Source organism: Massilia pinisoli (genome assembly GCF_024753285.1).
Classification (GTDB): Bacteria; Pseudomonadota; Gammaproteobacteria; order Burkholderiales; family Burkholderiaceae_D; genus Telluria; species Telluria pinisoli.
The window spans coordinates 215,511-240,783 of the sequence record NZ_JANUGW010000007.1; the positions used below are offsets into that span (position 1 = coordinate 215,511).

The following is a 25,273-nucleotide window of genomic DNA, read 5'->3' on the forward strand; positions in this document are numbered from 1 at the left end:
TCGCAAAAGCGAACCTTGGTTCGCAGCGCGGCCGAGCGATGGGCGTGCGTGACCGGCGACGGGCGATGCCGTCGTCAACGGGGAAAGAGAATGGGCGCGGCCGTCAGCCGGCCGCGGGGCCGAAGCAGAGCCGCCACAGCGCGACGACCCTGTCCGGATGGCCGTCGACCAGGTGCCGGTCGACGCGCGTGTTGTCGTGGCCTTGCAGCCGCACCTGGTGTTGCAGGCGGCGCAAGGCGCGGTACGCGGCGGCGACGTCGTCGGCCAGGCCGGCGTCGATGAGGCCCAGCGTGCCGCACAGTTTCAGCAGCGCGATATTGCCCGCGTTGGCCGTCAGCTGCGGATACGCGCACGCATGGCGCAGTACAAGATATTGCACGATGAATTCGATGTCGATCATGCCGCCTTCGTCGTGTTTCAGGTCGAAGCGCTCGTCGCGCGGTGGGTGGGCGTTGCGCATGCGTTGGCGCATCTTGACCACCTCGTCGCGCAGCTCGGCCTCGCGGCTCGACCGGTCCTGGCGCAGCACCTGTTCGCGGATCGTCTCGAAGCGGGCACCGATCGCGGCGTCGCCCGCGCAGAAGCGGGCGCGCGTGAGGGCTTGGTGTTCCCACAGCCAGGCGGACGATTGCTGGTAGCGTTCGAACGCGGCCACCGAGGACACGAGCATGCCCGAGGCGCCGTCCGGCCGCAGCGCCGTGTCGATGTCGAACAGGATGCCGGCCGGCGTATGCGTCGTCATCCACGTGATGAAGCGCTGGGCCAGCTTGGCGTAGTTCGACGCGGCCATGTCGTCGTCGTCGTCGAACAGGAAGATCACGTCCAGGTCGGACACATAGCCCAGTTCCTTGCCGCCCAGCTTGCCGTACGCGATGACGGCGAACTGCGGCACCTCGCGGTGGCGCGCCGCGATGGTGCGCCAGGCGCGGCGCACGACCTCGCACACGATCAGGTCGGCCAGCGCGGACAAGTGGTCGGCCAGGCGCTCCACCGATAGTTCCCCCGCCAGGTCCAGCGCCAGCAGCCGGAACATCTGCGCGTGGTGGGCTTCGCGCAGGATGTCGAGCTGGCGCTCCGTGTCGCCCGCGGCCGCGTCGAGCTGGGCCGCGAGGCTGGCGGCCAGCGCCGGCAGGTCCTCGGCCGCGTTGCCGCGGTCGTCCAGCAATTCGTCCAGCAGGATCGGGTGCTGCGTGAGGAACGTCGCGGCCCAGCCGGACGCGTTGATCATCCGCAGCACCCGCTCCAGCGTGTGCGGGTATTCCGTCAGCAGCGACAGGTAGGCGGAGCGCCGTGCGATGGCCTCGAAGAAATCGAGCAGGCGGCCCAGCGTGGCCGCGTGGCTGCCGAGGCCGGCTTGCGCGACGACGTCCGGGATCTGGATCAGCGCCGTGTTGACGAGGGCGACGAGGCGCTGGCGGCTCGCCTCCGGCAAGGTCTGCAGCCGGGGCGCTTGCCACGTCGCGACGAGGCGGCTCGCGGCTGCCTGCGGATCATCGAAGCCGAGGCTCGCCAGGCGGTCGGCGATCGTGTCGCGGTTGTCCGGGTCGGTGAGCAGCGCGTCCGGATCGACGGGCTCGGCGCCGGCCGCGGCCTTGTCGGCGAAGATCGCATCGAACTGGGCGGCGACGAACGCGCGCCAGCCATCCAGGCGGGCCAGCAGTGCGGCCTCGTCGGCCATGCCCATCATCCGGGCGACGGTGAGCCTGTCTTCCGGCGCGACGGGCATCGTGTGGGTCTGCGCGTCTTCCAGGTATTGCAGCCGGTGCTCCAGGTTGCGCAGGAATTCATACGCTTCGAGCAATTGCTCGACGGTGTCGTCGGCCAGCAGCTCGCGCTCGGCCAGCAGGCGCAAGGTCTTGCGCGTGGACCGTTCGCGCAGCGCCGGGTCGCGGCCGCCGCGGATCAGCTGGAACACTTGCGCCAGGAACTCGATCTCGCGGATGCCGCCGCGGCCCAGCTTGACGTTCTGGTTGCGCTCCGGATGCAGGCGCTCCTGGCGGTTGACCTCGGCGCGGATCTGGGCGTGCATCGTGCGGATGGCATCGATCACGCCGAAGTCGAGGTAGCGCCGGAACACGAACGGGCGCACGATCGCGTCGAGCGCGGCGATGTCGGCCGGATCGCCGGTGACGGCGCGCGCCTTGACCCAGGCATACCGTTCCCACTCGCGCCCTTGCACGATCAGGTAGTCCTCGACCATGTTGAGGCTCGCCACGAGCGGGCCCGACTTGCCGTTCGGCCGCAGCGCCATGTCGACGCGGAACGTGAAACCGTCTTCCGTCACTTCGGACAGGGCGGCGATCAGCTTGCGGCCCAGGCGGACGAAGAATTCGTGGTTCGACAGCGATTTCTGGCCGGCGCCCGCGCGCGTGTCGCCATCCTCCGGGTAGACGAAGATAAGGTCGATGTCGGAGGAGACGTTCAGTTCGCCCCCGCCGTGCTTGCCCATCGCCAGCACCATCATCTGCTGGGGCCGGCCCGAGTCGGCGCCGATGGGCTCGCCGTGCAGTGCGGTCATCTCGGCCATCAGCTCGGCCAGATGGGTCTGGACGGCGAAATCCGCGAAGCGGCTCATCGCCGTGACGACCTCGTCCAGGTCTGCCTGGCCGTCGAGGTCGCGGCGGATGATGGTGCAGATGAGGAGGTTGCGCAGCCGGCGCATGGCCCGGACGGTCGGGAGGGGCGAGCCGTCCGGCGCGGTCTCGGACTTCAGCGCTGCGCCGAAATCGAGTGAGGCCAGCGATAATGCGGCCAGGGTAGCGACGCGCCCGGCGCGGGCAGGATCGGCACCGAGCCACCGTTGGTAAAAGCGCGACAGGTGTGCCAGGGAGGGGGAAGCGTGGGGCATGGGGCGGATTCCAGACGAGTTTGTGCGTTCCGGGACGCTTGCTATGCGGTAAAATTGCCCGCCATGCTGCCCTGGGTCAGCGTGATGGTAAGGTAGACGCCGCGGATGTTGCAAGCGCTCTCTTATTGACGATTACATACAAGGTCCCGGTACGCCGGCGCGGGCAGCGCAGGGCGGCCGAGGCAGATTTGACGGCGAGCTTTTGAGCATTTTGATGCACAACCCGGAACCGCAGGCGCAGCGCGAACACGACGCGCACGAGCAGGCGCACCCGCAGGCACACGAGCATGTGCCGCTGGCCGTGCGCTGGGCCCGCGTGCGCGCCTGCTACCGCTATGCGAACCTGGCGTCGCACCACGTGCTCGGCTTCACGATCAAGGCCGTGCTGCTCGTGTACTTCGCGTTCATGGCGCTGTTCCTCGTGCTGCGCTACGTCGTCCTGCCGAACATCGACATCTACAAGCCCGACATCGAACGGGCCGCCAGCCGCGCGCTGGGCAACCAGGTGACCATCGCCCGCGTGTACGCGTCGTGGCGCGGCCTGCACCCGAACCTGTACCTCGGCGACCTGCGCCTGCACGACCGCGCCGGGCGCCAGCTGCTGGCGCTGCCGTCCGTGTCGGCCACGTTGTCGTGGTGGTCGGTCGTGGCGGCCGAGCCCCGCTTCGAGGCGCTGGAAATCAACCGGCCCGAGCTGGACGTGCGGCGCGGCGCCGACGGCGTCATCGCGGTGGCCGGCGTGCGCATCGACCCGAACAAGAAGGAAGAGGGCGGCGGAGCCGACTGGCTGCTGCGCCAGCACGAGATCGTCATCCGCGAAGGCCGCCTGACCTGGACCGACGAGCTGCGCGGCGCACCCACGCTGGCGCTGTCGGACGTGACCCTCGTCCTGCAGAACCGCTGGACGACGCACCGCTTCGCCTTGAAGGCCGCGCCGCCGCGGGGTACCGGCGAGCCCCTCGACCTGCGCGCCCGCTTCACGCATCCGGCGTTCGGCGCCAAGCCGTCCGACGCGCGGCGCTGGAAGGGGCAGGTCTATGCCGACCTGCGCAACACCGACCTCGCCGCCTGGAAACCGTATGTCGATTATCCGTTCGCGCTGCAGCAGGGCCGCGGCTCCGTGCGGGCCTGGCTCGACGTCGACCATGCGCGCCTGGCCGGCTTCACGGCCGACCTGGCGCTGGCCGGCGTCAGCGCCCGCCTCGGACCCGACGTGCCGCCGCTCGCGCTCGCGCGCGTGTCGGGCCGCCTGTCGGCGTCGGAAACCATCGCACCCAACGTGGACGACGGCAAGCCGACGTTCGGCGCGCTGGGCCACGCCATCGGCCTGGAAAATTTCGCCGTCGTCATGGAAGGCGGCACGGTGCTGCCGCCGGCCACGTTGACGGAATCGTGGCATCCGGCCAGCCGCACGCAGCCCGAGCGCTTCGAAGTGCGCGCCCGCCAGCTGGACGTGGGCGCGCTGGCCGCGCTGGCCGTGCAACTGCCCATCGCGCCCCTGCAGCGCCAGCTGCTGACGGAACTGGCGCCGCACGGCCGCATCGACGACGCCGTCATCGAATGGCAGGGCCGCTTCCCGAACGTCGCCGCCTACCGCGTGCGCGGCGAAGTCGCGAACCTCGGCATGAATCCGCTGGCCGCGCGCGCGGCGCAGCCCGAGGCGGACGGCCAGCCGGCCCAGCCGGCGCGTCCCGCGCTGCCGGGCTTCCAGAGCCTGTCCGGACGCATCGACGCGAGCGACCACGGCGGCAGCGTCGACATCGATTCCGACAAGCTCGTGCTGGCGCTGCCCGCATGGTTCGCGGAACCCGAGATGCCGTTCGACCAGCTGGCGCTGCACGCGCGCTGGACGCGCCTCGCCGGCGACCAGATGGCCATCGACGTCGACAACCTGAACCTCACGCAGGGCGCGCTGAAGGCCACGCTGACGGGCCGCCACGTGCTGCCTTTGACGCCCGGAAAAGGACCGGGCACGGCCGACTTCACGGGCACGGTGGACAACGTCGAGATCGGGAGCGTCGGCCGCTGGCTGCCGCTGGCGACGCCCGAAGGCTTGCGCGAATGGCTGACGGGCGCGCTGCAGGGCGGCACTCTGCACGACGCCCATCTGCGCCTGCGCGGCGACCTTGCGCACTTCCCGTTCCGCGCCGAGAACGCCGCCCAGCGCGCGCGGGGCGAGTTCCGCGTCAGCGGCCGCATCGAGGACGGCAAGCTCGAGTACGCGCCCGGCCGCAAGGCGGCCGACGGCAAGGCCCCGCTGTGGCCGCTGCTGGAAGAGATCGACGGCGCCATCGTGTTCGACCGCGCGCGCATGGACATCCACGCCGACACCGCGCGTACGCAGGGCATCGCGCTGGCCAACGTGCACGCCGTGATCCCCGAGCTGGGCGTGCACGAGATGATGCTCGACATCGATGGCACGGCCGCCGCGCCGCTGCCCGACTTCCTGCACTACGTGGCCGCGAGCCCCGTGCTCGACTGGATCGGCCGCTTCACGGAAGACACGCGCGCGACGGGCCCCGCCAAGCTGGGCCTGAAGCTGCACCTGCCGCTCGCGAGCCTGCACGACGCCAAGGTGCAGGGCGCGCTGCAACTGCAGAACAACGACGTCGTGCTGTTCCCGGAACTGCCGCCGATCGAAGCCGCGCTGGGCCGTATCGAATTTTCCGAACACGGCGTGAACCTGAACGGCGTGGGCGCGAGCTTCCTGGGCGGTCCGCTGCAATTGTCCGGCGGCACGCAGCGCGACGGTTCGATCCAGATCCGCATGGCCGGCAGCGCGACGGCCGACGGCATGCGCCGCACGGGTTCGCTGCCGGCGCTGCAGCGGCTGGGCACGAAGCTGTCCGGCGGTGCGCGTTTCGCCGGCACCGTCACCGTCAAGGACCGCCAGAGCCAGGTCGTGCTCGATTCGAACCTGGCCGGCCTCGGCGTCGAGCTGCCGGCGCCGCTGAACAAGCCGGCGGCCGACGCGCTGCCGCTGCACTTCGTGCTGAGCGGCCAGCCGACCGGCGCGGACGGCGTCGGCCGCGACGACATCCGCATTACACTGGGCAATATCGCCGCTGCGAAATATGTGCGCGAGCGCCAGCCGCACGGCCCGTGGATCGTCAAGCGGGGCGGCATCGGCGTCAACGTGCCGGCGCCGGAACCCGACAGCGGCATGATGATCAACGTGAACATGAAGGCGCTGAACGTCGACCGTTGGCTGGCGGTGGCCGGCGACATCGCCGGGCCGGCCGAGGCCCCGGCGGCCGCGGCGGCGGAGAACGGCGGCGGCATGGCCCAGTACGTCATGCCGGACACGATCGGGGCGCGCGCCGGCGAGCTGGTCATCGGCGAGCGGGCGCTGCGCGACGTCGTCGTCGGCGCCACGCACCAGAACAATACGTGGCAGGCCAGCATCGATTCGCGCCAGGTGATCGGCTACGTCACGTGGAACGAGTCGCCGACGGGCCAGGGCCTGGGCAAGGTGACGGCGCGCCTCGCGTCGCTCGTGATTCCCGAATCGTCCGCGAACGAAGTGAAGGATTTGCTGGAATCGAACAAGAGCGCCACGGCCAGCATCCCCGGCCTCGACATCGTGGCCGACCGGTTCGAGTTGTCGGGCAAGCAGTTCGGCCGCCTGGAACTGGTGGCCAGCAATGCGCAGGCGCTGGCCGGGCGCGAGTGGCGCATCGAACGCCTGGCGCTGACGAACCCGGACGGCCAGCTGAAGGCGAACGGCCGCTGGCTCACACGCGACGGCAAGAGCAACACGGCGCTGAATTTCACGCTCGACATCAGCGATGCCGGTCGCTTGCTGGACCGCCTGGGCTTCCCGGAAACGCTGCGTCACGGCAAGGGCTCGCTGTCCGGCGACATTTCCTGGGCCGGCCTGCCGTACTCGCTCGACATCCCGAGTTTGTCGGGCCAGATCCAGATGAACGTCGAGGATGGCCAATTCCTCAAGCAGGACCCGGGCGCCGCAAAACTGCTGGGCGTGCTGAGCCTGCAGATGCTGCCGCGCATGCTCAAGCTCGACTTCCACGACGTGTTCTCGGAAGGCCTCGCATTCGACGGCATTACGGCGAACGCGATGATCACGCGCGGCGTGGTACGCACCGACAACCTCAAGATGCACGGCGTCGCGGCGACGGTGCTGATGGACGGCACGGCCGACATCGCCAACGAATCCACGAACCTGCACGTCGTCGTGATCCCGGAATTCAACCTCGGCACCAGCTCGCTCGTGTATGGCCTCGCCGTGAACCCCGTGATCGGCCTGGGCAGCTTCCTCGCCCAGCTGTTCCTGCGCGCGCCCGTGATGAAGGCGCTCACTTACCACATGCAGGTGACGGGGCCGTGGAAGGCGCCGCACATCGTGAAGCTGGACAATTCGGCCGCCGTGACGGCCGCCGCGGCGGCGGCGGCGGCCCAGGACCGCAACAAGAAGGGAGCCAAATGAAGACGACGAAGTGCACGGTTGCCGCCGTACAGATGGTGTCGACGCCAAATGTCGACGAGAACATCGCCACCGCACGCCGCCTGGTCGGCGATGCCGCCGCGCGCGGCGCCACCCTGGTCACCTTGCCCGAATACTGGCCCATCATGGGCATGACGGACAGGGACAAGGTCGGCCACGCGGAACAGCCGGGCGACGGGCCCATCCAGGATGCGCTCGCGGCGCTGGCCCGCGAACACGGCATCTGGCTCATCGGCGGCACCTTGCCTCTCGTGTCCGGCGATGCCGGCCGCGTGCTGAACACGACGCTCGTCTACGACCCGCAAGGACGGCACGTGGGCCGCTACGACAAGATCCACCTGTTCGGCTTCAGCAAGGGCGACGAATCGTATGACGAAGCCCGCACCATCGTGCCGGGCGAAACGATCGGCAGCTTCGAGGCGCCGTTCGGCAAGGTCGGGCTGGCGATCTGCTACGACCTCCGTTTCCCGGAACTGTTCCGCGCGATGGGCGAGTGCGCGCTGATCGTCGTGCCGGCCGCGTTCACGCACACGACGGGCCTGGCGCACTGGGAAGTCCTGCTGCGCGCCCGCGCCATCGAGAACCAGTGCTACGTGCTGGCTTCGGCCCAGGGCGGCACGCACGAGAACGGCCGCCGCACGTTCGGCCACAGCATGCTCATCGATCCGTGGGGCGTCGTGAAGGACGTGTTGCCGGAAGGCGAGGGCGTCGTCAGCGGCGAGATCGATCCCGCGTACCTCGCGAGCGTACGCGAGAGTTTGCCGGCACTGAAACACCGCAAACTCTGACGTATGGCACAATGCCCTATCCTCATTTGAAAGACCCGACGCAATGACTCCATTCGAACCGAATCTCTCTTCCCTCGCCGTCGCGCGCGACGTCCTGTTGACGCCATTCGGGCTCGACGAAGGCAAGCTGATCACGACGCTGGGGACCATGTTCACGCACAAGGTCGACTACGCCGACCTGTATTTCCAGTTCACCAAGAGCGAAGGCTGGAGCCTGGAAGAAGGCATCGTCAAGAGCGGCAGCTTCTCGATCGACCAGGGCGTCGGCGTGCGCGCCGTGTCGGGCGACAAGACCGCGTTCTCGTATTCCGACGAGATTTCGCAGGCCGCGCTGCTGGACGCCGCCGCCGCCACGCGCACGATCGCGCGTGCGGGCGCGGGACGCGTGAAAGTCGCGTCGAGCATCCAGCCCAGCGGCGGCCGCGCGCTGTACCTGCCGAACGATCCGCTGGCCTCGCTCGACGCGACGGCGAAAGTCGCCTTGCTGGAGCGCGTGGAAAAGATCGCGCGCGCCAAGGACCCGCGCGTCGTGCAGGTGATGGCCGGCCTGGCCGGCGAGTATGACGTCGTGCTCGTCGTGCGCAGCGACGGCGTGCTGGCGGCCGACATCCGTCCGCTCGTGCGCGTGTCCGTCACCGTCATCGCCGAGCAGAACGGCCGGCGCGAGATCGGCTCGTCGGGCGGCGGCGGCCGCTACGACTACGGCTATTTCAGCGACGCGCTGCTGGAACAATACGCGAACGAAGCCGTGCAGGCGGCGCTCGTGAACCTGGAAGCGCGTCCGGCCCCCGCCGGTCCGATGACCATCGTGCTCGGCCCGGGCTGGCCCGGCGTGCTGCTGCACGAAGCGGTCGGCCACGGCCTCGAAGGCGACTTCAACCGCAAGGGTTCGTCCGCCTATGCCGGCATGATCGGCCAGCGCGTCGCCGCCAAGGGTGTGACGGTCGTCGACGACGGCACCTTGAAGGACCGCCGCGGTTCCCTCAACATGGACGACGAGGGCAACGCCACCCAGTGCACGACGCTGATCGAAGACGGCATCCTGAAGGGCTATATCCAGGACACCATGAACGCGCGCCTGATGAAGATGCCCGTGACGGGCAATGCCCGCCGCGAATCGTTCGCCCACCTGCCGATGCCGCGCATGACGAACACGTACATGCTCGCGGGCGACAAGGACCCGGCCGAGATCCTCGCGTCGGTCAAGAACGGCCTGTACGCGGTGAACTTCGGCGGCGGCCAGGTCGACATCACGAACGGCAAGTTCGTGTTCTCGGCCAGCGAGGCCTATATGATCGAGAACGGCAAGGTCACGTATCCGGTGAAGGGCGCCACCTTGATCGGCAACGGTCCGGACACGATGAACCGCATCTCGATGATCGGCAACGACATGCGCCTGGACTCGGGCGTGGGCGTGTGCGGCAAGGAAGGCCAGAGCGTGCCGGTAGGCGTGGGCCAGCCCACCTTGCGCATCGACGGCGTGACCGTCGGCGGCACGGCCTGACCACGGCCGCCCGCGCGATGGCATCCGCCTTCGCCGCGCCCTGCTCCATGACGCCCGCCCCGCGCGGGCGTTTGTTCTTGCGGGCCGCCATCGCGGCGTGCGCCGTGTCGATGCTGCCTCCGTGCGCCGCGGCCGACGAGCACGCGAACGTGGTCACCCGCTTCGGCCCGGTCGAGACGCAGCCCGGCCCCGACCGAACCGACATCCGCTTCCGTGGCGCGTCGCTGGGGCAGGTCGACGGCAACGCGAGCCTCGTCAAGTTGTCCGTGCAGGACGATGCGGACTACGTGCTCGTCGATACGGCGTTGCCCGATCCACAGTGCCGGCACCGTTTCACGCTGTTGCAGATCGGGCCCGGCGATGAAGCGACGATGTCGCAGCCGTTCGGCGATTGCCTGACCGGCTTCGGCGCCCGCCGCGCCGGCGACAAACTGATCGTCCAACTGGCGCAGGAGGGCACGGGCGAGGTGCACGAGTTCGTGTGGATGCAGGATCGCATGAAGGAACTCACGAACGTGCTCACGCGCTGCGACGCGGCCCAGCTCACGGCCGCGTCGCGCTGGCTGCCCGTGGCCGCCGGGCAGGCCGGCCGCGTCGTCACCGGCACCGGCCGCGCCTGGTTCCACACGGCGCCGCTGGACGAGTGCAAGCTGCCGCAGCTGTTCATCGTTCCGGGTGATGTGCTGACCGTCCTGCACACGTATGGCGATTTCGCGGACGTCGCGTACCGCAATCCGCGCACGGGGCGCGAAGCCAGCGGCTGGATCAAACTCGACCGGCTCGCGCCGACGCGGACGCCATCGGATACGCCCTTGTGACACACTGGCTCCGACCGATCTACCATCGCAAGGAGCGCAACATGGCCAACGATCAAGCACAATCGCCGCAGACCCCTGCACCGCAGGGGCAACCACCGGCGCAGCAAAAGGGTCAGCAAGACACGCAGCAGCCTACCGACTTCGACGGCCTCGAGGGCAAGAAACCGGAAGAGCTGACGCCGGAAGAGCTGCGGTGGATGGCCGACACCATGCCGGGCGAAGGGCCTGGAGACTAGTCCGGATCTGTCCTTCAGCCACGCAGATGGCGCATGATGAATTCGTCGTGCGAAGGGTAAGTGTCGTCCTCGGAATCGGATTGCACCTCTCTCAGCAGTTGCCCGGCCTGCTTTGTCGATACATCGTGTCCGGCCCTCTGCAATTCGGCGCGAAAGACCTTGGCATTGGCGCCTGCCGGGCTGTGTTTTGAACCCAGTACGTGCGCGGGGGGAATCGAGTCCCGGGTGCGCAGCGCAGGCCCCTCGGAATAGGGGTCCTGCTCCAGATGAACGTTGTTTGCAACGCCAATCGTGCGCACGAGCGCCGGCTGATCAGGGTCGGCGTACATTGCAAAGTCTTTCGCCATCTGGCGGCTGCTCGACAAGTAGTGGTGTTCGCTCGATGCGGTGACCCCACCACGACTGAATCGCATCATGAAATTGCCGCCGCCGCCCTCCGTCGCGCCGTCGCTTTTGCGATCCATCCGGAAGCCGCTTTTGCGTATCGACGGCACGTGCTCGCGCTTTGTTCCGTGGTAGAGCGTGCTGCCTTCGTACACGCGCCTCGCAAGCGGGACCAGGCCGCCGAGAGCCCCGTCAGGACGGGATGTCCGTGACGACGAGGCCCGATTGTTCCGCTTTTCAACGTCCGCTTCGTATCCATCGGACTCATAGGTGGCCGGAGCGTGCGTCCCGCCAGTTTTAGAGATACAGCCGCCCATAGCGATTCCGAGGTTGGTTGACGAAGGGCTCAATGTAAGTCCGTTCCCGGGAAGGCTGGGCACGCGTGGCGAAAAAACGTGCGCCGTTCCGAAGGCATGTGTGCGCGATGTCAGAAGGAATAGCGTGCCCCCAGCGAGTAATAGCGACCGCGCGCACCCTCGTAGTCGAGCGGGTTGTAGGACTGGGCACCGTAGGTCAGCGGATCGAGCGGCGCGATCTTGTCGAGCAGGTTCTGCACGGAGCCGAACAACTCCCAGCGCTCTTGCGGTTTCCAGCGGACCACCAGGTCGACCGTCGTGAACGACGCCAGTTCGCAGCCGCTCGGCGCGTCGGCACCGTTGGCGAACGTCACGGCGCAGCCGCTCGGATCGCCCTTGAAGAAACGATCCTCGAGCTTGCCCCGATAGTTCACGTTGGCCGACACGCGCCAGTTCTCGCGGTCCCAGCCGAGCCGCAGGTTGACGCGGTTGGACGGCGTGCCCGTGCAGTTGGTGACGTCGCAGTTGCCGTGCGTGCCCGCGAAGTCGCGCGACGTGCCGTCCTGCTCCGTGCGCAGCCATTCGTAGATGTGCGTGTACTTGACGTCGAACGTGGCGTTGCCCCACGCGTCGGGCAGGCGGTGGTTGTAGCGTGCGTCGACGTCGACACCGCGCACGGTGCTTTGCGCCGAGTTGACGTAGCGCGTGAGCACGGCCGTGATGGCACCCGGGTCGCCCGGGATCGCGCTCACGCTCGTGGGGTCGCGCACGACGTGGCCGGCGGCGATGGCGGCATCGACCTGTTCCTGGTTGATCTCGTTCTTGCGCTTGATCTTCCAGTAGTCGACGGAGATGCTCGTGCGCGGCAGCGGGTCCCAGATGGCGCCCAGCGTGTAGCTCTTCGACCGTTCCGGCGACAAGGCCGGATTCGGCGACGTGATCAGCGCGATGGAGGCCGGGTTGCAGCTGCTGACGACGCCCAGCGCGCACCGGACGGGGTCGGACGCGGTCGAGAAGGCGGCGAGCCCGCCCACGCCGTTCTCGGCCGGACTCGGTGCGCGGAAGCCGCGCGCGAACGTGCCGCGCAGCGCGAATGCGCGGGTCGGCGTCCACTTCAGGCCGAACTTCGGTGTCCACGACTTGCCCACGTCCGTGAAGTGGTCGTAGCGCAGGGCGGCCGACGCTTCGACGTTGTAGGCGAACGGCGCCAGCGCCTCGCCGTAGAGGGCGAACACGTTGCGTGCGCCGCTGTACGCGGAATAGCCCAGGCCGATGATGTTGCCGCGCTCCGTGCCCGTCGTCGGCTGCAGTTGCGTCATTTCGTGGCGGAATTCCGTGCCCACGGCCAGGCCCAGGTTGCCGGCCAGGTAGGGCATGCCGCCGAATTCACGCGTGGCCTTGAAGTCGATCTGGGCCACCTTCGTCCTGGCGGCGTTGGTGATGGGCGGCGACAGGGCGGCGTACAAGGCCGGCGAATTCAGGCTGGCGTTCTCGGCGATGCGCCAGACGGTGCCCGGCGGCAGCGCCGCATAGGCCGGGTTGACCATCGCCGCCGCCACGTTGTCCGCCGACGGATTGAGCAGGGCGAACGCCACGTCGCGCCGCAGGTAGCCGGTCGCGTGGTTGCTCACGTGGTTCTGCGAGAAGAGCAGGGCCGAGTCCCAGTCCCAGCCGTACTGCGTGCCCTTGGCGCCGCCGAGCCAGCGGATGAAGTTGGAATCGATGTTCGACACGCGCGGGCCCACGTCGGCCGCCAGGTAGCGCACGCGCGCGGCGGTGCCGAAATACGGGTTGTCGGGGTGTGTCGGGCCCAGCTGGACGACGGCATTGTTGACGGGCCCGCCGGGATAGCCGACGGACGCACTGACGGTCGATGGCGTCGTCGAGGAATCCGTCTGGCTCGTGTACCAGTTGAGCTCGCTGTACAGCTGGACTACCGGGCTCAGCTGCCACGTGCCGCGCAGGAAGACGCTCACGTTTTCCTGCTTCGGCTCGATCTGGTTGTAGAGCTGGGCCGCGTCGATCAGGCAGCCGCCGCCGGGGTCGCCCTGCGGGTGGTTCGTGAAGTTCGAGCACGCCGCGCCGGGGAACAGGCGGGTGAAGCCGGGCGCGGCGAGGTTCCCGCGGTTGTAGTAATTGGTCGGGTCGGCCGGGTTGCGCACGTTGCCGTTGATGGCGCTGCCGGCCGTGCCGGTGCCGGGCAGGATCGCGCCCGTGCCGCCCAGCGCCTGGTCGGCCGAATAGCCCCACGGGCGCAGGTCGTTGCGGCCGATCCAGTCGCGGTCGGTGCGGTCGCGGTACCAGATCTCGTCGAATTTCTTGTACTCGAGGCTGAACAGGACGTTGTAGCGGTCGGCGTCGAGGCTGCCGATGCCCTTGGTGAACGCGACGTTGGTGCGGTTGCCGATCCAGTTGCGGCCGGCGCTGCGCTGTACGCGCACCGTGTTGCCCTGGAAGTCGCGGCGCAGGATGATGTTGACGACACCCGCGATGGCATCGGAGCCGTAGATGGCGGAGGCGCCATCCTTCAGGATCTCGACGCGCTCGACGGCATCCGTCGGGATCACGTTCAGGTCGGTGAACTGCTTCTGGCCGTCGTCGGCGAGGCCGTACGGCGCCATGCGCCGCCCGTTCATCAGCACCAGGGTGGACGCCGCGCCCAGCCCGCGCAGCGAAATGCCGGACGCGCCGGCGGCGAAGCCGTTGCCGAACGTCGTCGGCACGGAGCCCTGGTTGTCGACGGCCAGCGTCTGCAGCAGCTCGGCCACGGTGGCCTTGCCGGAGCGTTCGATGTCGGCCCGGTTGACGGTGATGACGGAGGAGGCCGTTTCGGCCTCGGAGCGGCGGATGTTCGAGCCGGTGATCTCGACGCGCGGTATGGGCTTCGGCGCCGCTTCCTGGGCCAATACCGGCGCCGCCAGGATCGCCATGCCGACGGCGCCCCCGCCCGCGAACAGGCGTCGGATCGATCGGGATATCGAGGTTTCAGTCATGTCCAGACTCCATTGCGTTGAGGGATGGTCGACCCGGTGTGCATGGCCGGGACTCGCTGCGACTTTTGCATCCCAATCGCATAGACGACTGATATCTCTCAAGTGTGTGCGGGACGAGGGCATAACGTGTCGGCTTGACGCAACCGATCGCCTGTATAGGCAACCGTAACCGACAGATCACAGCACAAATAAAGTCTTGCCAACGTCGATGCAATGTTGTTATAGTCAATCGACCCTATCGGAACTTCACATGCGCAACGCCGTTTTCTTTACCTTTCATTTTTGGTTTAGCCATTCCAGCCCAACGGCGGTGGAGTAGCGGCAGGTTCACGCAGTAACAGAACAGAGTCCGACACAAGAATCCAGAAGACCGCCGAGCAGGCGGTCTTTTTTTTTACGCCCCAGAATTTAACCAGATCAAGAACGGAGAACAGCAATGCCTCGCACCGACGACTTACGCATCCGCGAAATGAAGGAACTGACGCCGCCCTCGCACCTGATCCGCGAATTCCCCGTGACCCCGGAGGCGGAACAGACTGCGTCGCAGGCGCGCGTGGCGCTGCATCGCATCCTGCACGGCCAGGACGACCGCGTGATGGTCGTGATCGGCCCGTGCTCGATCCACGATCCCAAAGCCGCGATGGAATATGCCCGCCGCCTCGTCGAGCAGCGCCACCGCTTCGTCGGCGAGCTGGAAATCGTCATGCGCGTCTACTTCGAGAAGCCGCGCACGACGGTCGGCTGGAAGGGTCTGATCAACGACCCGTACATGGACAACAGCTTCCGCATCAACGACGGCCTGCGCATGGCGCGCGAGCTGCTGCGCGACATCAACGAACTGGGCCTGCCGGCCGGCACCGAATTCCTCGACGTGATCAGCCCGCAGTACATCGCCGACCTGATCAGCTGGGGCGCGATCGGCGCGCGCACGACGGAATCGCAGGTGCACCGCGAGCTGGCGTCGGGCCTGTCGTGCCCGGTCGGCTTCAAGAATGGTACCGACGGCAACCTCAAGATCGCGGCCGATGCGATCAAGGCGGCGTCGCAGCCGCACCACTTCCTGTCCGTGACGAAGGGTGGCCACTCGGCGATCGTGTCGACGGCGGGCAACGAGGACTGCCACATCATCCTGCGCGGCGGCAAGGCGCCGAACTACGACGCCGCCAGCGTCGAGGACGCGTGCAAGCAGCTGGCCGCCAACGGCCTCGCGAGCCGCCTGATGATCGATGCGTCGCACGCCAACAGCAGCAAGAATCCGCAGAACCAGGTGCCCGTGTGCGCGGACATCGGCAACCAGATCGCGGGCGGCGACACGCGCATCGTCGGTGTGATGGTCGAGTCGCACCTCGTCGGCGGCCGCCAGGACCTCGTGCCGGGCAAGGAGCTGACGTACGGGCAGTCCGTCACGGACGGTTGCATCGATTGGGAGACGAGTGTCGCGGTGCTGGAAAACCTGGCGGACAGCGTGCGCCGCCGGCGCCTGCGCGACGACGCCTGAGTCCAACCTGGCGTGACGTAAAAAAACCGCCGCCGGCCTCGCAGCCGGCGGCGGTTTTTTCATGGTACGCGTTCAGCCGATCAGAACTGGTAACGCACGCCCGCCTTGAAGAAGCGGCCGATGGCGCCGCTGGCGTCCATCGGGTTGTAGCTCATGCCGCCGTAGGTCAGCGGATCCAGCGGTGCGATCTTGTCGAACAGGTTCGAGATCGAGCCGTAGACCTGCAGCTGCGGGGTCACCTGGTAGCGTGCCGACAGGTCGATCGTCGTGAACGACGCCAGGCGGCAGTTACCCGGTGCCGGCGAGCCGTCCGCGAACTTCGAGGCGCACTTGTCACCCGCGAAGAGCACGTTCTGCATGTCGGAGCGATAGTTCGCGGTCGCGGTCAAGTTCAGGTTCTGGCGGTCCCACGACACGGTCGTGCTGATCTTGTCCTTCGGCGTGCCGGCGCAGTCCGACGTGTCGCAGTTGCCGTGCGTGCCGGCGTACTGGTAGCGCGTGCCGTTCTTCTCGGCGCGCACCCACGACGCGACGTGGGTCCAGGTCATGCCCACGGTGGCGCGGCCGTAGTCGCCCAGGCGGAAGCGCTGCTTGACGTCCAGGTCGATACCCTTGACTTCGGTGAAGCTCGAGTTCTGGTACGGTGCCTTCGACAGCAGCAGCGTGCCCGTGTTCGGGATCGCGACGCCGTTCACGACGAGGTTGTTGTCGTTGCGGATCGCGGTCGGCAGGGCGGCAGCTTCCACGTACGACAGCGGGTTGATCTCGTTGGAACGCTTGATCTTGAAGGCGTCCAGCGACAGCGCGGTGCCGTCGAACGGATCCCACACCATGCCCAGCGTGTAGCCCTTCGATTTTTCCGGCTGCAGGTTCGGGTTGCCGATCTTGACGGCGCCGATCGTGATCGAGCAATCGGCGTCGGTGGCGCCGCCGGCGGCCGGCACGCCGCCCGGGCAGCGGATCGGGTCACGCACGGGCGCGTTGCCGGTGCTCTGGCTGGACGGGCTGAATTCGGCCGGGCCCGGGGCGCGGAAGCCTTCCGTGTACGTCGTGCGCAGCGCGAACGTCTTCAGCGGCGTCCACTTGGCGCCGAACTTCGGCGTGGTCGACGAGAAGTTCTTGTACTTGTCGTAGCGCACGGCGGCGTTCAGTTCGACCGTCTTGATGATCGGCGCAGCCACTTCGAAGAACACGGCCGACACGTTCTGCGAGCCATCGGCCGCCACGTACGACGAGTTGATCGAGCCGTCCGACGTGCCCGACAGCGACGGGTTGTGCAGTGACTGGTGACGGTATTCGCCGCCGACCGCGAGGCCCAGCGCGCCACCCGGCAGTTGCATCAGTTCGCGCGATGCCTTGAAGTCGGCGACGTCGAGCTGCGTGGTCGAGTGCGACGTGGCATTCGTCACCATCGCGGCGTACAGCGAGGCCGGGTTCTTCGATGCCTGCGTGCCGATGTAGTACGGGAAGTACTGGCTCTTCGGATCGCCCAGCGCGGCCTGCAGCACCTTCATGTTGATCATGTTGCTGTAGTTCAGGTCCAGGCCCGACTGCGAGTGGACGAGGCCGGTGTCGAAGTCCCAGCCCGCCATCGTGCCTTTCACGCCGACCACGAAGCGCTTGAATTCATTGTCGGCCGAGCGGGTGCTGGGGCCGACGTCGAACATCGAGTAGCGCAGGCGCACGGCGCTGCCGTACGGATTTTGCGGGTGTTGTGCCGAGACCAGGATCGCGTTGCCGTAGTTGATGATGCCGGCCGGGTTGGCGGCGTTCGGCGGGAACGCGATGATGCCGCTGGTCGATGGCGGGGTCAGCGTGAACTCGGTGTCGCGCTTCGAGTAGCCGGCTTCGGCGTAGAACTGCATGTCGCCGCTCAGGTTCTTGGTGAAGCGGGTGTAGAAGTTCATGCCGCCGATCTTCGGCTGCATCGAACGGAACTGGTCCTGGTACCACAGGCAGCCGCCGGCCGGGTCTTGCGCCGTCGTGAGGGAGAACTGCGAGCAGCCCGGCAGCGAGACATAGTTGCCCGTCTTCGGATCGCGCAGGGCGCCGGTCGGGGTCGGGCTCGATGCGCCCGGGGTGATGTAGCCTGCGCCGAACTGGGTGTTGGCGGCATAGCCCCACGGACGGATGTCGCCGTGGCCGATCCAGGCGCGGTCGGCGCGATCCTTGTTCAGCAGCGACTCGTTGCCGTAGAACTCGGCGTTGACCATGACGTTGTAGCCGTCTTCGTCCAGGCGGCCCTTGCCCCAGGTGAGGGCGGCCTTGCCGTTGCCGGCGTCGTGGTAGCGCGATTCGCCCGCCTCGGCCTTGAACACGGTGCCGACGAAGTCCTTGCGCAGGATGATGTTGACGACACCCGCGATCGCGTCGGCGCCGTAGGTCGACGAGGCGCCGTCCTTCAGGATCTCGATGCGCTCGACGGCTTCCATCGGCACGGTCGACAGGTCGGTGAAGCTCTTCTGGCCGTCGTCGGCGCGCGCGAACGGTGCCATGCGGCGGCCGTTCAGCAGCACGAGGGTCGACGTGGCGCCCAGGCCGCGCAGCGAAATGGCGGTCGAGCCGGCGGCGAAGCCGTTGCCGAAACCGGTCGGCAGCGAACCGGCGCCGTCCGACGTCAGCGTCTGCAGGTATTCGGCGACGGTACCTTTGCCGGACTTGGCGAGGTCTTCACGGCTGACGACCTGCACGGGCGACGCCGTCTCGGTGGTCGCGCGCTTGATGCTGGAACCCGTGATTTCCACACGCTGGATCGGGCCTTGGGCGTCTTGCGCCATGGCCGGTGCAGCGCCCAGCGCCGCATAGGCGAGGGCGAGCGTGACTGCTTGTGCGATAGCTTTCTTTTGATGCATTACAACTCCAGATAGGGCTTCGATGGCAAGGCTAATCATCGACGGCGTTCCAGATCCAGAACATTCATGGTATGTATATGCCGGCCCTGGAAAACTCTTGATTTAGTCTCTCTCGGTTTGTCCAAAAAGTAAAAATTTCATTTTGGCAGCGCATCAAACCATTGGAAGATGCAATATGTCAATACGATGACAATGCATATTGCGTAAATGCCACACTTGACCATCTATTTAGTTATAGCCCCATGACATCTTTTCCCGGCCGGGGCGGGTCAATCTGGTCTATAGTGCGAACTCACCCGAAAAAAATCCGATGCTTGCTTATATCCTGCGGCGCCTGTGGCAGATGCTGCCCACGATGGCCGGCGTCGTCGTGCTGGTGTTCATCTTGTTCAACTGGGTCGGCGGCGATCCGTCCTACTTATTGGCGGGCAAGATGGCCGACGCCCGCGCCATCGCGAACATCCGCGCCCAACTGGGGCTGGACGAGCCGTGGTACGTCCAGTTGGCGATCTTCGCGCGCCAGATCGTGACGTTCGACTTCGGCAATGCGTGGGCGACGGGCGAACCCGTGTCGCACATCATCCAGACCCGCCTGGGGCCGTCGCTGACGGTGCTCGTGCCGCTCACGGTGCTGGAGACGACGATCGGCATCGCGCTGGCGCTCGCCGTCGCGTTCGTGCGCGGCTCGCTGACGGACCGCCTCGTGATGGTCGCGTGCACGGTCGGCATGTCGATCTCGATCCTCGTCTACATCATCGTGTTCCAGTACGGCCTCGCGTATAAGCTCGGGCTGTTTCCCGTGCAGGGGTGGGGCGAGCACTTCACGGAAAACCTGCTGCGCTACGCGACGTTGCCGATCCTGATCGGCCTCGCCGTGTCGCTGGCGCCCACCCTGCGCCTGTTCCGCAGCTTCGTGCTGGACGAGGTGGGCCAGGACTACGTGCGCACGGCGCGCGCGAAGGGCCTGGCCGAGCGCCGCATCGTCTGGGTGCACGTGTTGCGCAATGCCGCGATCCCCATCATCACGTACGTCATGGCCAACCTGCCCGCGCTGCTGATCGGCGCGTTCCTGCTCGAGCGCTTCTTCGGCATCCCGGGCATCGGGCGCGAAGTGATCCTCGCCGTCGAGCGCAGCGATTTTCCCGTCATCAAGGCGATCACGGTGTACGTCGCCGCCGCCACGATGGTGTTCAACCTGCTGGCCGACCTGATGTACCAGGCTGTCGACCCGCGCGTGCAGCTCAAATGACGGCGCCGTTCGTGCATCATCCGGCCGTCTCACCCGGCCTGTGGACCTTGGCCTGGCGCCGCCTCCGTGCCGACCGCGTGGCGATGGCGTCCCTTGCCGTCGTGTGCCTGTTCCTGCTGTCCGTCGTGCTGTCCGCGACGGGCCTCGTCGCGGCCGGTTGGGAAGACGAGGTCGCCGTGAACTATGCGCCGCCCACGTTCGTCGGTCCCGACCCGGCCCTGGCCGCGCTGGCGCAGCCGCAGCGCCCCGTGCCGCCGAATGCATTCGATCCGCTCGCGGCCGACATCGCGGCGCTGAAGACGCAACTGGCACGCCAGGGACACGCGACGCATGCGGTCAAGCGGACGACCTTGCCGTTCGGCGCCGACAAATGGGGCCACGACGTCGTCAGGAAGACGATCAAGGGCGGGCAGACGTCGATCGTCGTCGGCCTCGTCGCCGCATTCCTCGCCGTGCTGCTGGGCACCCTGTTCGGCGCCTTGTCCGGCTTCTACGGCGGGCGCGTGGACGATTTCTTCAACTGGTTCTACAGCGTGTTCACGGCGATTCCTTCGATCCTCATGATCCTGACGGTGGCGGCCGTGCTGCAGACGAAGGGCGTGCTGACGATCGTGCTGATCCTCGGCCTCACGGGGTGGACGGGGCCGTACCGCCTGATGCGCGCCGAGTACATCAAGCACAAGGCGCGCGAGTACGTGATGGCGGCCGACGCCATCGGCGCGTCGAGCTGGCGCAAGATGTTCGTGCACATCTTCCCGAACGTGTCGCACGTGGCGCTCGTGCAGATGTCGATCCTCGTCGTCGGCTTCATCAAGGCCGAAGTGATCCTGTCGTTCCTCGGCTTCGGCGTGCCGGTGGGCGTCGTCTCGTGGGGCAGCATGCTGAACGAGGCGCAGAACGAACTCCTGCTCGGCAAGTGGTGGCAGTTGACGGCGGCCGCGACCGCGATGGCCGTCCTCGTGACGGCGTTCTCCCTGTTCGCCGACGCGCTGCGCGACGCGCTGGATCCGAAATTGAAATGACATGATGAGCGACGCGAACCTCCTCGATATCCGCGACCTGCGCGTGTCCTTCAAGACCGGCAAGACAACCACGTTCGACGCCGTGAAAGGCATCTCGTTCAGCGTGCCGCTGGATGCCACCGTGGCCCTCGTCGGCGAGTCGGGCAGCGGCAAGTCCGTCAGCTCGCTCGCCGTGATGGGCCTGCTGCCGCCCGAAACGACCATCATCCACCCCGGTGCATCGATCCGCTTCGAAGGCCGCGAACTGCTCGGGCTACCCGTCGCCGAGCGGCGCCGCCTGTGCGGCAAGGACATCGCGATGATCTTCCAGGAGCCGATGTCGTCGCTGAACCCCGTGTTCACGGTCGGCTTCCAGATCGGCGAAGTCCTGCGCCTGCACCTCGGCATGGACAAGCGCCAGGCGCGCGCCCGCACGCTCGAACTGCTGGACGAGGTGGGCATTCCCGATCCGGCGCACAAGATCGATGCGTATCCGAGCCAGATGTCGGGCGGCCAGCAACAGCGCGTGATGATCGCGATGGCCATCGCGTGCGAACCGAAGCTCCTCATCGCGGACGAGCCGACGACGGCGCTGGACGTGACGATCCAGAAGCAGATCATCGAGCTGATCGCCGCGCTGCAGAAGCGGCGCCGCATGGCCGTGCTGTTCATCACGCACGACCTGGGCCTGGTCGGCGAGATCGCGGACCGCGTGATCGTCATGCGCCACGGCGAGGTGCGCGAGGAGGGCGATGCCGCGCAGGTGCTGGGCGCCCCGCGCGACGCGTACACGCGCGCGCTGCTGCACTGCCGGCCGCCGCTGGATGCGCGGCCCGTGCGGCTGCCCGTCATCGACGACTACCTGAGCGGACGCGCGCAGCCGGACGACGTGCTGCCCCAGCGCACGCGCGGCTACGCGCCCGGCGACGACGACATCCTCGTCGTGAACAACCTCGCCAAGAGTTTCTATGTGCGCGAAGGCCTGTTCGGCAAGCGCGAATTCAAGGCCGTGAAGGACGTGTCGTTCACGCTCCCGCGCGGCAAGACGCTGGGCGTCGTCGGCGAATCGGGCTCGGGCAAGACGACGGTCGGCCTGACCTTGCTGCGGCTGCACCGCGCGACGGGCGGCAGCGCGCTGTTCGACGGGCGCGACCTCGTCACGATGAGCGACGCCGAGTTCCAGGCATATAAACGGCGCATCCAGATCGTGTTCCAGAATCCGTACGCGTCGCTGAACCCGCGCTTCACGGTCGGCCAGATCCTGCTGGAACCGATGCGCATCCACCGCATCGGCGCGAACGATGCCGAGCGCACGGCACACGCGCGCCACCTGCTTACGCGCGTCGGGCTGCCGCAGGAGGCCTTCGAGCGTTGGCCGCACGAGTTCTCCGGCGGCCAGCGCCAGCGCATCGCCATCGCGCGCTGCCTGACGATGAAGCCGGAGATCCTCGTGTGCGACGAATCCGTGTCGGCGCTGGACGTGTCCGTGCAGGCGCAGGTGCTGAACCTGCTGCAGGACCTGCAGGATGAGTACGGGATGAGCTACATCTTTATCTCGCACGATCTGTCGGTCGTGAAATACATCGCCGACCGCGTGATGGTGATGCACCACGGCAGCGTCGTCGAGATCGCGGATTCGGACGAGCTGTACCGCAATCCGCAGCATCCGTACACGCGCCAGCTGCTGGCGGCGATCCCGCGCGGCGCCTGAGCCCACGCAGTGTTGCGCGCGGACTGCGCGCGTTGTCCCTTTCGCCACGCCGGCCCTCGTTTTCCGCTAACATACGGGGATGTCCCAGCTCTCGCACCTGATCCACGTGTATGGCGTCCTGATCGTGTTCGGCACCGTGTTGCTCGAGCAGATCGGGCTGCCCATTCCCGCGTTTCCGGTGCTGATCATCGCCGGGGCGCTCGCGGTCGACGGCGGCGCCAACTGGCCGCTGTACCTCGCGGTGTCCGTGCTGGCCTGCCTGATCAGCGATTATTTCTGGTTCCGTGCCGGCCGCTTCTACGGCAAGCGCATCCTGCGCCTGCTGTGCAAGATTTCGCTGTCGCCCGATTCCTGCGTCAGCCAGACCGAGGACAATTTCAGCCGCTGGGGCGCGAAATCCCTCGTCGTCGCCAAGTTCATCCCCGGCTTCAACACGATCGCGCCGCCGCTCGCGGGCGCCATGGGCACGACGACCACGCGCTTCGTCTGGATGTCGATCGCCGGCGGCCTGCTGTGGAGTGCCGTGGGCATGGGGCTCGGCGCCTGGTTCCACGGCAGCGTGGACGACGTCATCGCCTGGTTCGAGACCCTGGGCAGCACGGCGCTGATGGTCGTCGGCATCCTGCTCGCGCTGTTCGTGGCGTTCAAGTACATCGAGCGCAAGCGCAACCTGGGCGCCGCCGACCTGCCGCGCATTACGATGGACGAGCTCAAGGTCTTGCTGGAAGGCGGGCACGACCCGTTGATCGTCGATGCCCGCGGCGTCACGGCGCGCCAGCTGGAAGAGGGCATTCCCGGCGCGCTCGTCTATGGCGACACGACGCCGGACCGTCTGATGGCCGCGCTCGACAAGGACCGCCACATCGTCATCTACTGCTCCTGTCCGAATGACGTCACGGCCGCCCAGGTGGCCAAGGAATTCCTCAAGAACGGCTTCCACCGCGCGCGTCCCCTGCGTGGCGGCCTGGACGCCTGGAACGACCACTGCGCCACCGGCCGCGCCGACGCCGCGCTCACGCCCAAGGCCGGCTGAGCCGCCGTTACTCCCGCTTTGACGTTCCCTCGGCCCCGGCCTTGGCGCCGCGTCGCCCCTCATTCATTGTTGTCATGATTGGTAGCTCGACTACTTGGCCAGCTATGGGGGATTTGCGAAAATTCCCCCTTGTTTGATACACGATGTACCTAAACTACAATAAAAGCTTGCGCTGAAGCCAAGAAATCCTTAAGCTTCGAGGAATCTGTTTCCTACGGCCTGCCATGATCGTTTCGCCCGTCGCCATCGTCGATCCGTCCACCGAACCGCGCCTGGACAGCGCGCGCCACGCGAGCCCGCGCCTGCTGGCCGACGTCGGCGGCACCAATGCGCGCTTCGCGCTGGAAACCGGTCCCGGCACGATTGCGGCGATCGAAGTGCTGCCCTGTGCCGCCTACGCCACACTCGCCGACGCGCTGCGCGCCTATCTGGCGCTGCCGGCCGTCGCGACCATCGCGGCCGCCGGCAGCGTGCGCCACGGTGCGATCGCGATCGCGAACCCCGTCGTCGGCGATTTCGTGCGCATGACCAACCACCATTGGGAATTCTCGATCGACGCGCTGCGCCGCGAATGCGGATTCGACGAACTCGCGGTCGTCAACGATTTCTACGCGCTGGCCATGGCGCTGCCGCACTTGGCGGACGGCGACAAGCGCCAGATCGGCACCGGCGTGCCCGTCGCGGGGACGCCCATCGCCTTGCTGGGCGCGGGCACGGGCCTGGGCGTGTCGGGCCTCGTGCCGGCGGAGAACACCCCGGCCGGCGCCAAGCCGTCCTGGACGGCGCTGCGCAGCGAAGGCGGCCACGTGACGTTTTCGCCCGCGAACGAGACGGAAGTCGCAATCCTGCAATTCGCGTGGCGCGAATTCGAGCACGTGTCGGCCGAGCGTTTCCTGTCCGGTTCCGGCATCGAGCTCATCTATCGCGCGCTGGCGAATCTGCGCGGCGGCGCGGTCGAGGCCCTGGACGCCCCCGATATCACGCGCCGCGGCCTCGCCGGCACGTGCCCGCTGTGCGACGAAGCCATCGAGGTGTTCTGCGGCATGCTGGGCACCATCGCCGGCAACCTGGCCATCACCCTGGGTGCCCAGGGCGGCGTGTACATCGGCGGCGGCATCGTCCCGCGCCTGGGCGAGCGCTTCGCCGCCTCGTGCTTCCGTGCCCGCTTCGAGCGCAAGGGCCGCTTCGTGGGCTATCTGGCGCAGGTGCCGACCTATGTGATCACTGCCGACTATCCCGCGTTCGTGGGCGTGTCGGCCATCCTGGCGGACCGCTCCGGACTGTGATTCCGGCCGGCCGCGGCGGGGCTTGAGCCCGTCGTCGCCGCGTTCCTGCGCATGGCAATGTTCTTTTCCCGGTTTTATCGGGTACAATGGCAGCCAATTGAAAGAAACGATGTCGTTCGCTCAGCCCAGCGCGCCAGGAGCCTCGCCTCCAGAGCCCAGTCTCCCGATGGTGCCGGCAGCCCCGTTTCTTTGAAATCGACCGTTCGCGGTCCACTTGCCGGTGGGCCGCCCCGTGGCGGGACGCAAATCCCCACGGTATCCCGCCCGGTGTGCCAAGCCGGGTGATGGAACCCCGTTTCAAAGCGTGAGTC

15 protein-coding genes are annotated in these 25,273 nt (G+C 67.3%); 11 read left to right on the forward strand and 4 right to left on the reverse strand.

Annotated elements, in window-relative coordinates; genetic code table 11:
* Nucleotides 1-103: 103 nt before the first annotated feature.
* Nucleotides 104-2,848: a bifunctional [glutamate--ammonia ligase]-adenylyl-L-tyrosine phosphorylase/[glutamate--ammonia-ligase] adenylyltransferase gene (glnE, locus tag NX784_RS12165; protein ID WP_258816922.1), complete on the reverse strand. Its 2,745-nt coding sequence runs from the start codon at nucleotides 2,846-2,848 to the stop codon at nucleotides 104-106.
* Nucleotides 2,849-3,062: 214 nt separating this feature from the next.
* On the opposite strand from glnE, the gene NX784_RS12170 reads away from it, so the two are divergent.
* The 5 genes from NX784_RS12170 to NX784_RS12190 are packed head-to-tail and all read left to right on the forward strand — an operon-like array spanning nucleotide 3,063 to nucleotide 10,659.
* Nucleotides 3,063-7,295 (forward strand): YhdP family protein, encoded by a 4,233-nt coding sequence (locus NX784_RS12170; RefSeq protein WP_258816923.1) that lies wholly within the window; start codon nucleotides 3,063-3,065, stop codon nucleotides 7,293-7,295.
* On the forward strand, nucleotides 7,292-8,101 hold the full coding sequence (locus NX784_RS12175; RefSeq protein ID WP_258816925.1) for a carbon-nitrogen hydrolase family protein: 810 nt from the start codon (nucleotides 7,292-7,294) through the stop codon (nucleotides 8,099-8,101). The genes NX784_RS12170 and NX784_RS12175 overlap by 4 nt, the downstream gene beginning before the upstream one ends.
* A 43-nt stretch (nucleotides 8,102-8,144) precedes the next feature.
* A complete protein-coding gene (gene tldD / locus NX784_RS12180) occupies nucleotides 8,145-9,605 on the forward strand; it encodes a metalloprotease TldD (protein WP_166863590.1) in 1,461 nt (486 codons plus the stop codon).
* 17 nt (nucleotides 9,606-9,622) lie between these two features.
* Complete coding sequence (locus NX784_RS12185; RefSeq protein ID WP_258816926.1) at nucleotides 9,623-10,423, forward strand: hypothetical protein; 801 nt, start codon at nucleotides 9,623-9,625, stop codon at nucleotides 10,421-10,423.
* 41 nt (nucleotides 10,424-10,464) lie between these two features.
* Complete coding sequence (locus NX784_RS12190; protein ID WP_258816927.1) at nucleotides 10,465-10,659, forward strand: hypothetical protein; 195 nt, start codon at nucleotides 10,465-10,467, stop codon at nucleotides 10,657-10,659.
* Nucleotides 10,660-10,673: 14 nt separating this feature from the next.
* On the opposite strand, the gene NX784_RS12195 is transcribed toward NX784_RS12190, so the two are convergent.
* Nucleotides 10,674-11,198 (reverse strand): hypothetical protein, encoded by a 525-nt coding sequence (locus tag NX784_RS12195; RefSeq protein WP_258816928.1) that lies wholly within the window; start codon nucleotides 11,196-11,198, stop codon nucleotides 10,674-10,676.
* 272 nt (nucleotides 11,199-11,470) lie between these two features.
* Nucleotides 11,471-14,332 (reverse strand): TonB-dependent receptor, encoded by a 2,862-nt coding sequence (locus tag NX784_RS12200; protein WP_258816929.1) that lies wholly within the window; start codon nucleotides 14,330-14,332, stop codon nucleotides 11,471-11,473.
* 436 nt (nucleotides 14,333-14,768) lie between these two features.
* On the opposite strand from NX784_RS12200, the gene aroG reads away from it, so the two are divergent.
* Nucleotides 14,769-15,830 carry a 3-deoxy-7-phosphoheptulonate synthase AroG gene (gene aroG, locus NX784_RS12205; RefSeq protein ID WP_258816930.1) on the forward strand — a complete coding sequence of 354 codons (1,062 nt, stop codon included), beginning with the start codon at nucleotides 14,769-14,771 and terminating at the stop codon, nucleotides 15,828-15,830.
* Between the two features lie 80 nt (nucleotides 15,831-15,910).
* Here aroG and NX784_RS12210 read toward each other — a convergent pair whose 3' ends face one another.
* A complete protein-coding gene (locus NX784_RS12210; RefSeq protein ID WP_258816931.1) occupies nucleotides 15,911-18,682 on the reverse strand; it encodes a TonB-dependent receptor in 2,772 nt (923 codons plus the stop codon).
* Between the two features lie 310 nt (nucleotides 18,683-18,992).
* Here NX784_RS12210 and NX784_RS12215 point away from each other — a divergent pair, with 310 nt between their 5' ends.
* The 5 genes from NX784_RS12215 to NX784_RS12235 all read left to right on the forward strand — a co-directional run bounded on the left by NX784_RS12215 (nucleotide 18,993) and on the right by NX784_RS12235 (nucleotide 24,962).
* Nucleotides 18,993-19,931: an ABC transporter permease gene (locus NX784_RS12215; RefSeq protein ID WP_258816932.1), complete on the forward strand. Its 939-nt coding sequence runs from the start codon at nucleotides 18,993-18,995 to the stop codon at nucleotides 19,929-19,931.
* Nucleotides 19,928-20,953: an ABC transporter permease gene (locus tag NX784_RS12220; RefSeq protein ID WP_258816933.1), complete on the forward strand. Its 1,026-nt coding sequence runs from the start codon at nucleotides 19,928-19,930 to the stop codon at nucleotides 20,951-20,953. The genes NX784_RS12215 and NX784_RS12220 overlap by 4 nt, the downstream gene beginning before the upstream one ends.
* A gap of 4 nt (nucleotides 20,954-20,957) precedes the next feature.
* Nucleotides 20,958-22,643, forward strand: coding sequence for an ABC transporter ATP-binding protein (locus NX784_RS12225; protein ID WP_258817004.1), 1,686 nt, complete (start codon nucleotides 20,958-20,960; stop codon nucleotides 22,641-22,643).
* 79 nt (nucleotides 22,644-22,722) lie between these two features.
* Complete coding sequence (locus tag NX784_RS12230; protein ID WP_258816934.1) at nucleotides 22,723-23,676, forward strand: DedA family protein/thiosulfate sulfurtransferase GlpE; 954 nt, start codon at nucleotides 22,723-22,725, stop codon at nucleotides 23,674-23,676.
* A gap of 224 nt (nucleotides 23,677-23,900) precedes the next feature.
* Nucleotides 23,901-24,962 carry a glucokinase gene (locus NX784_RS12235; protein ID WP_258816935.1) on the forward strand — a complete coding sequence of 354 codons (1,062 nt, stop codon included), beginning with the start codon at nucleotides 23,901-23,903 and terminating at the stop codon, nucleotides 24,960-24,962.
* The last annotated feature ends 311 nt before the right edge of the window (nucleotides 24,963-25,273 follow it).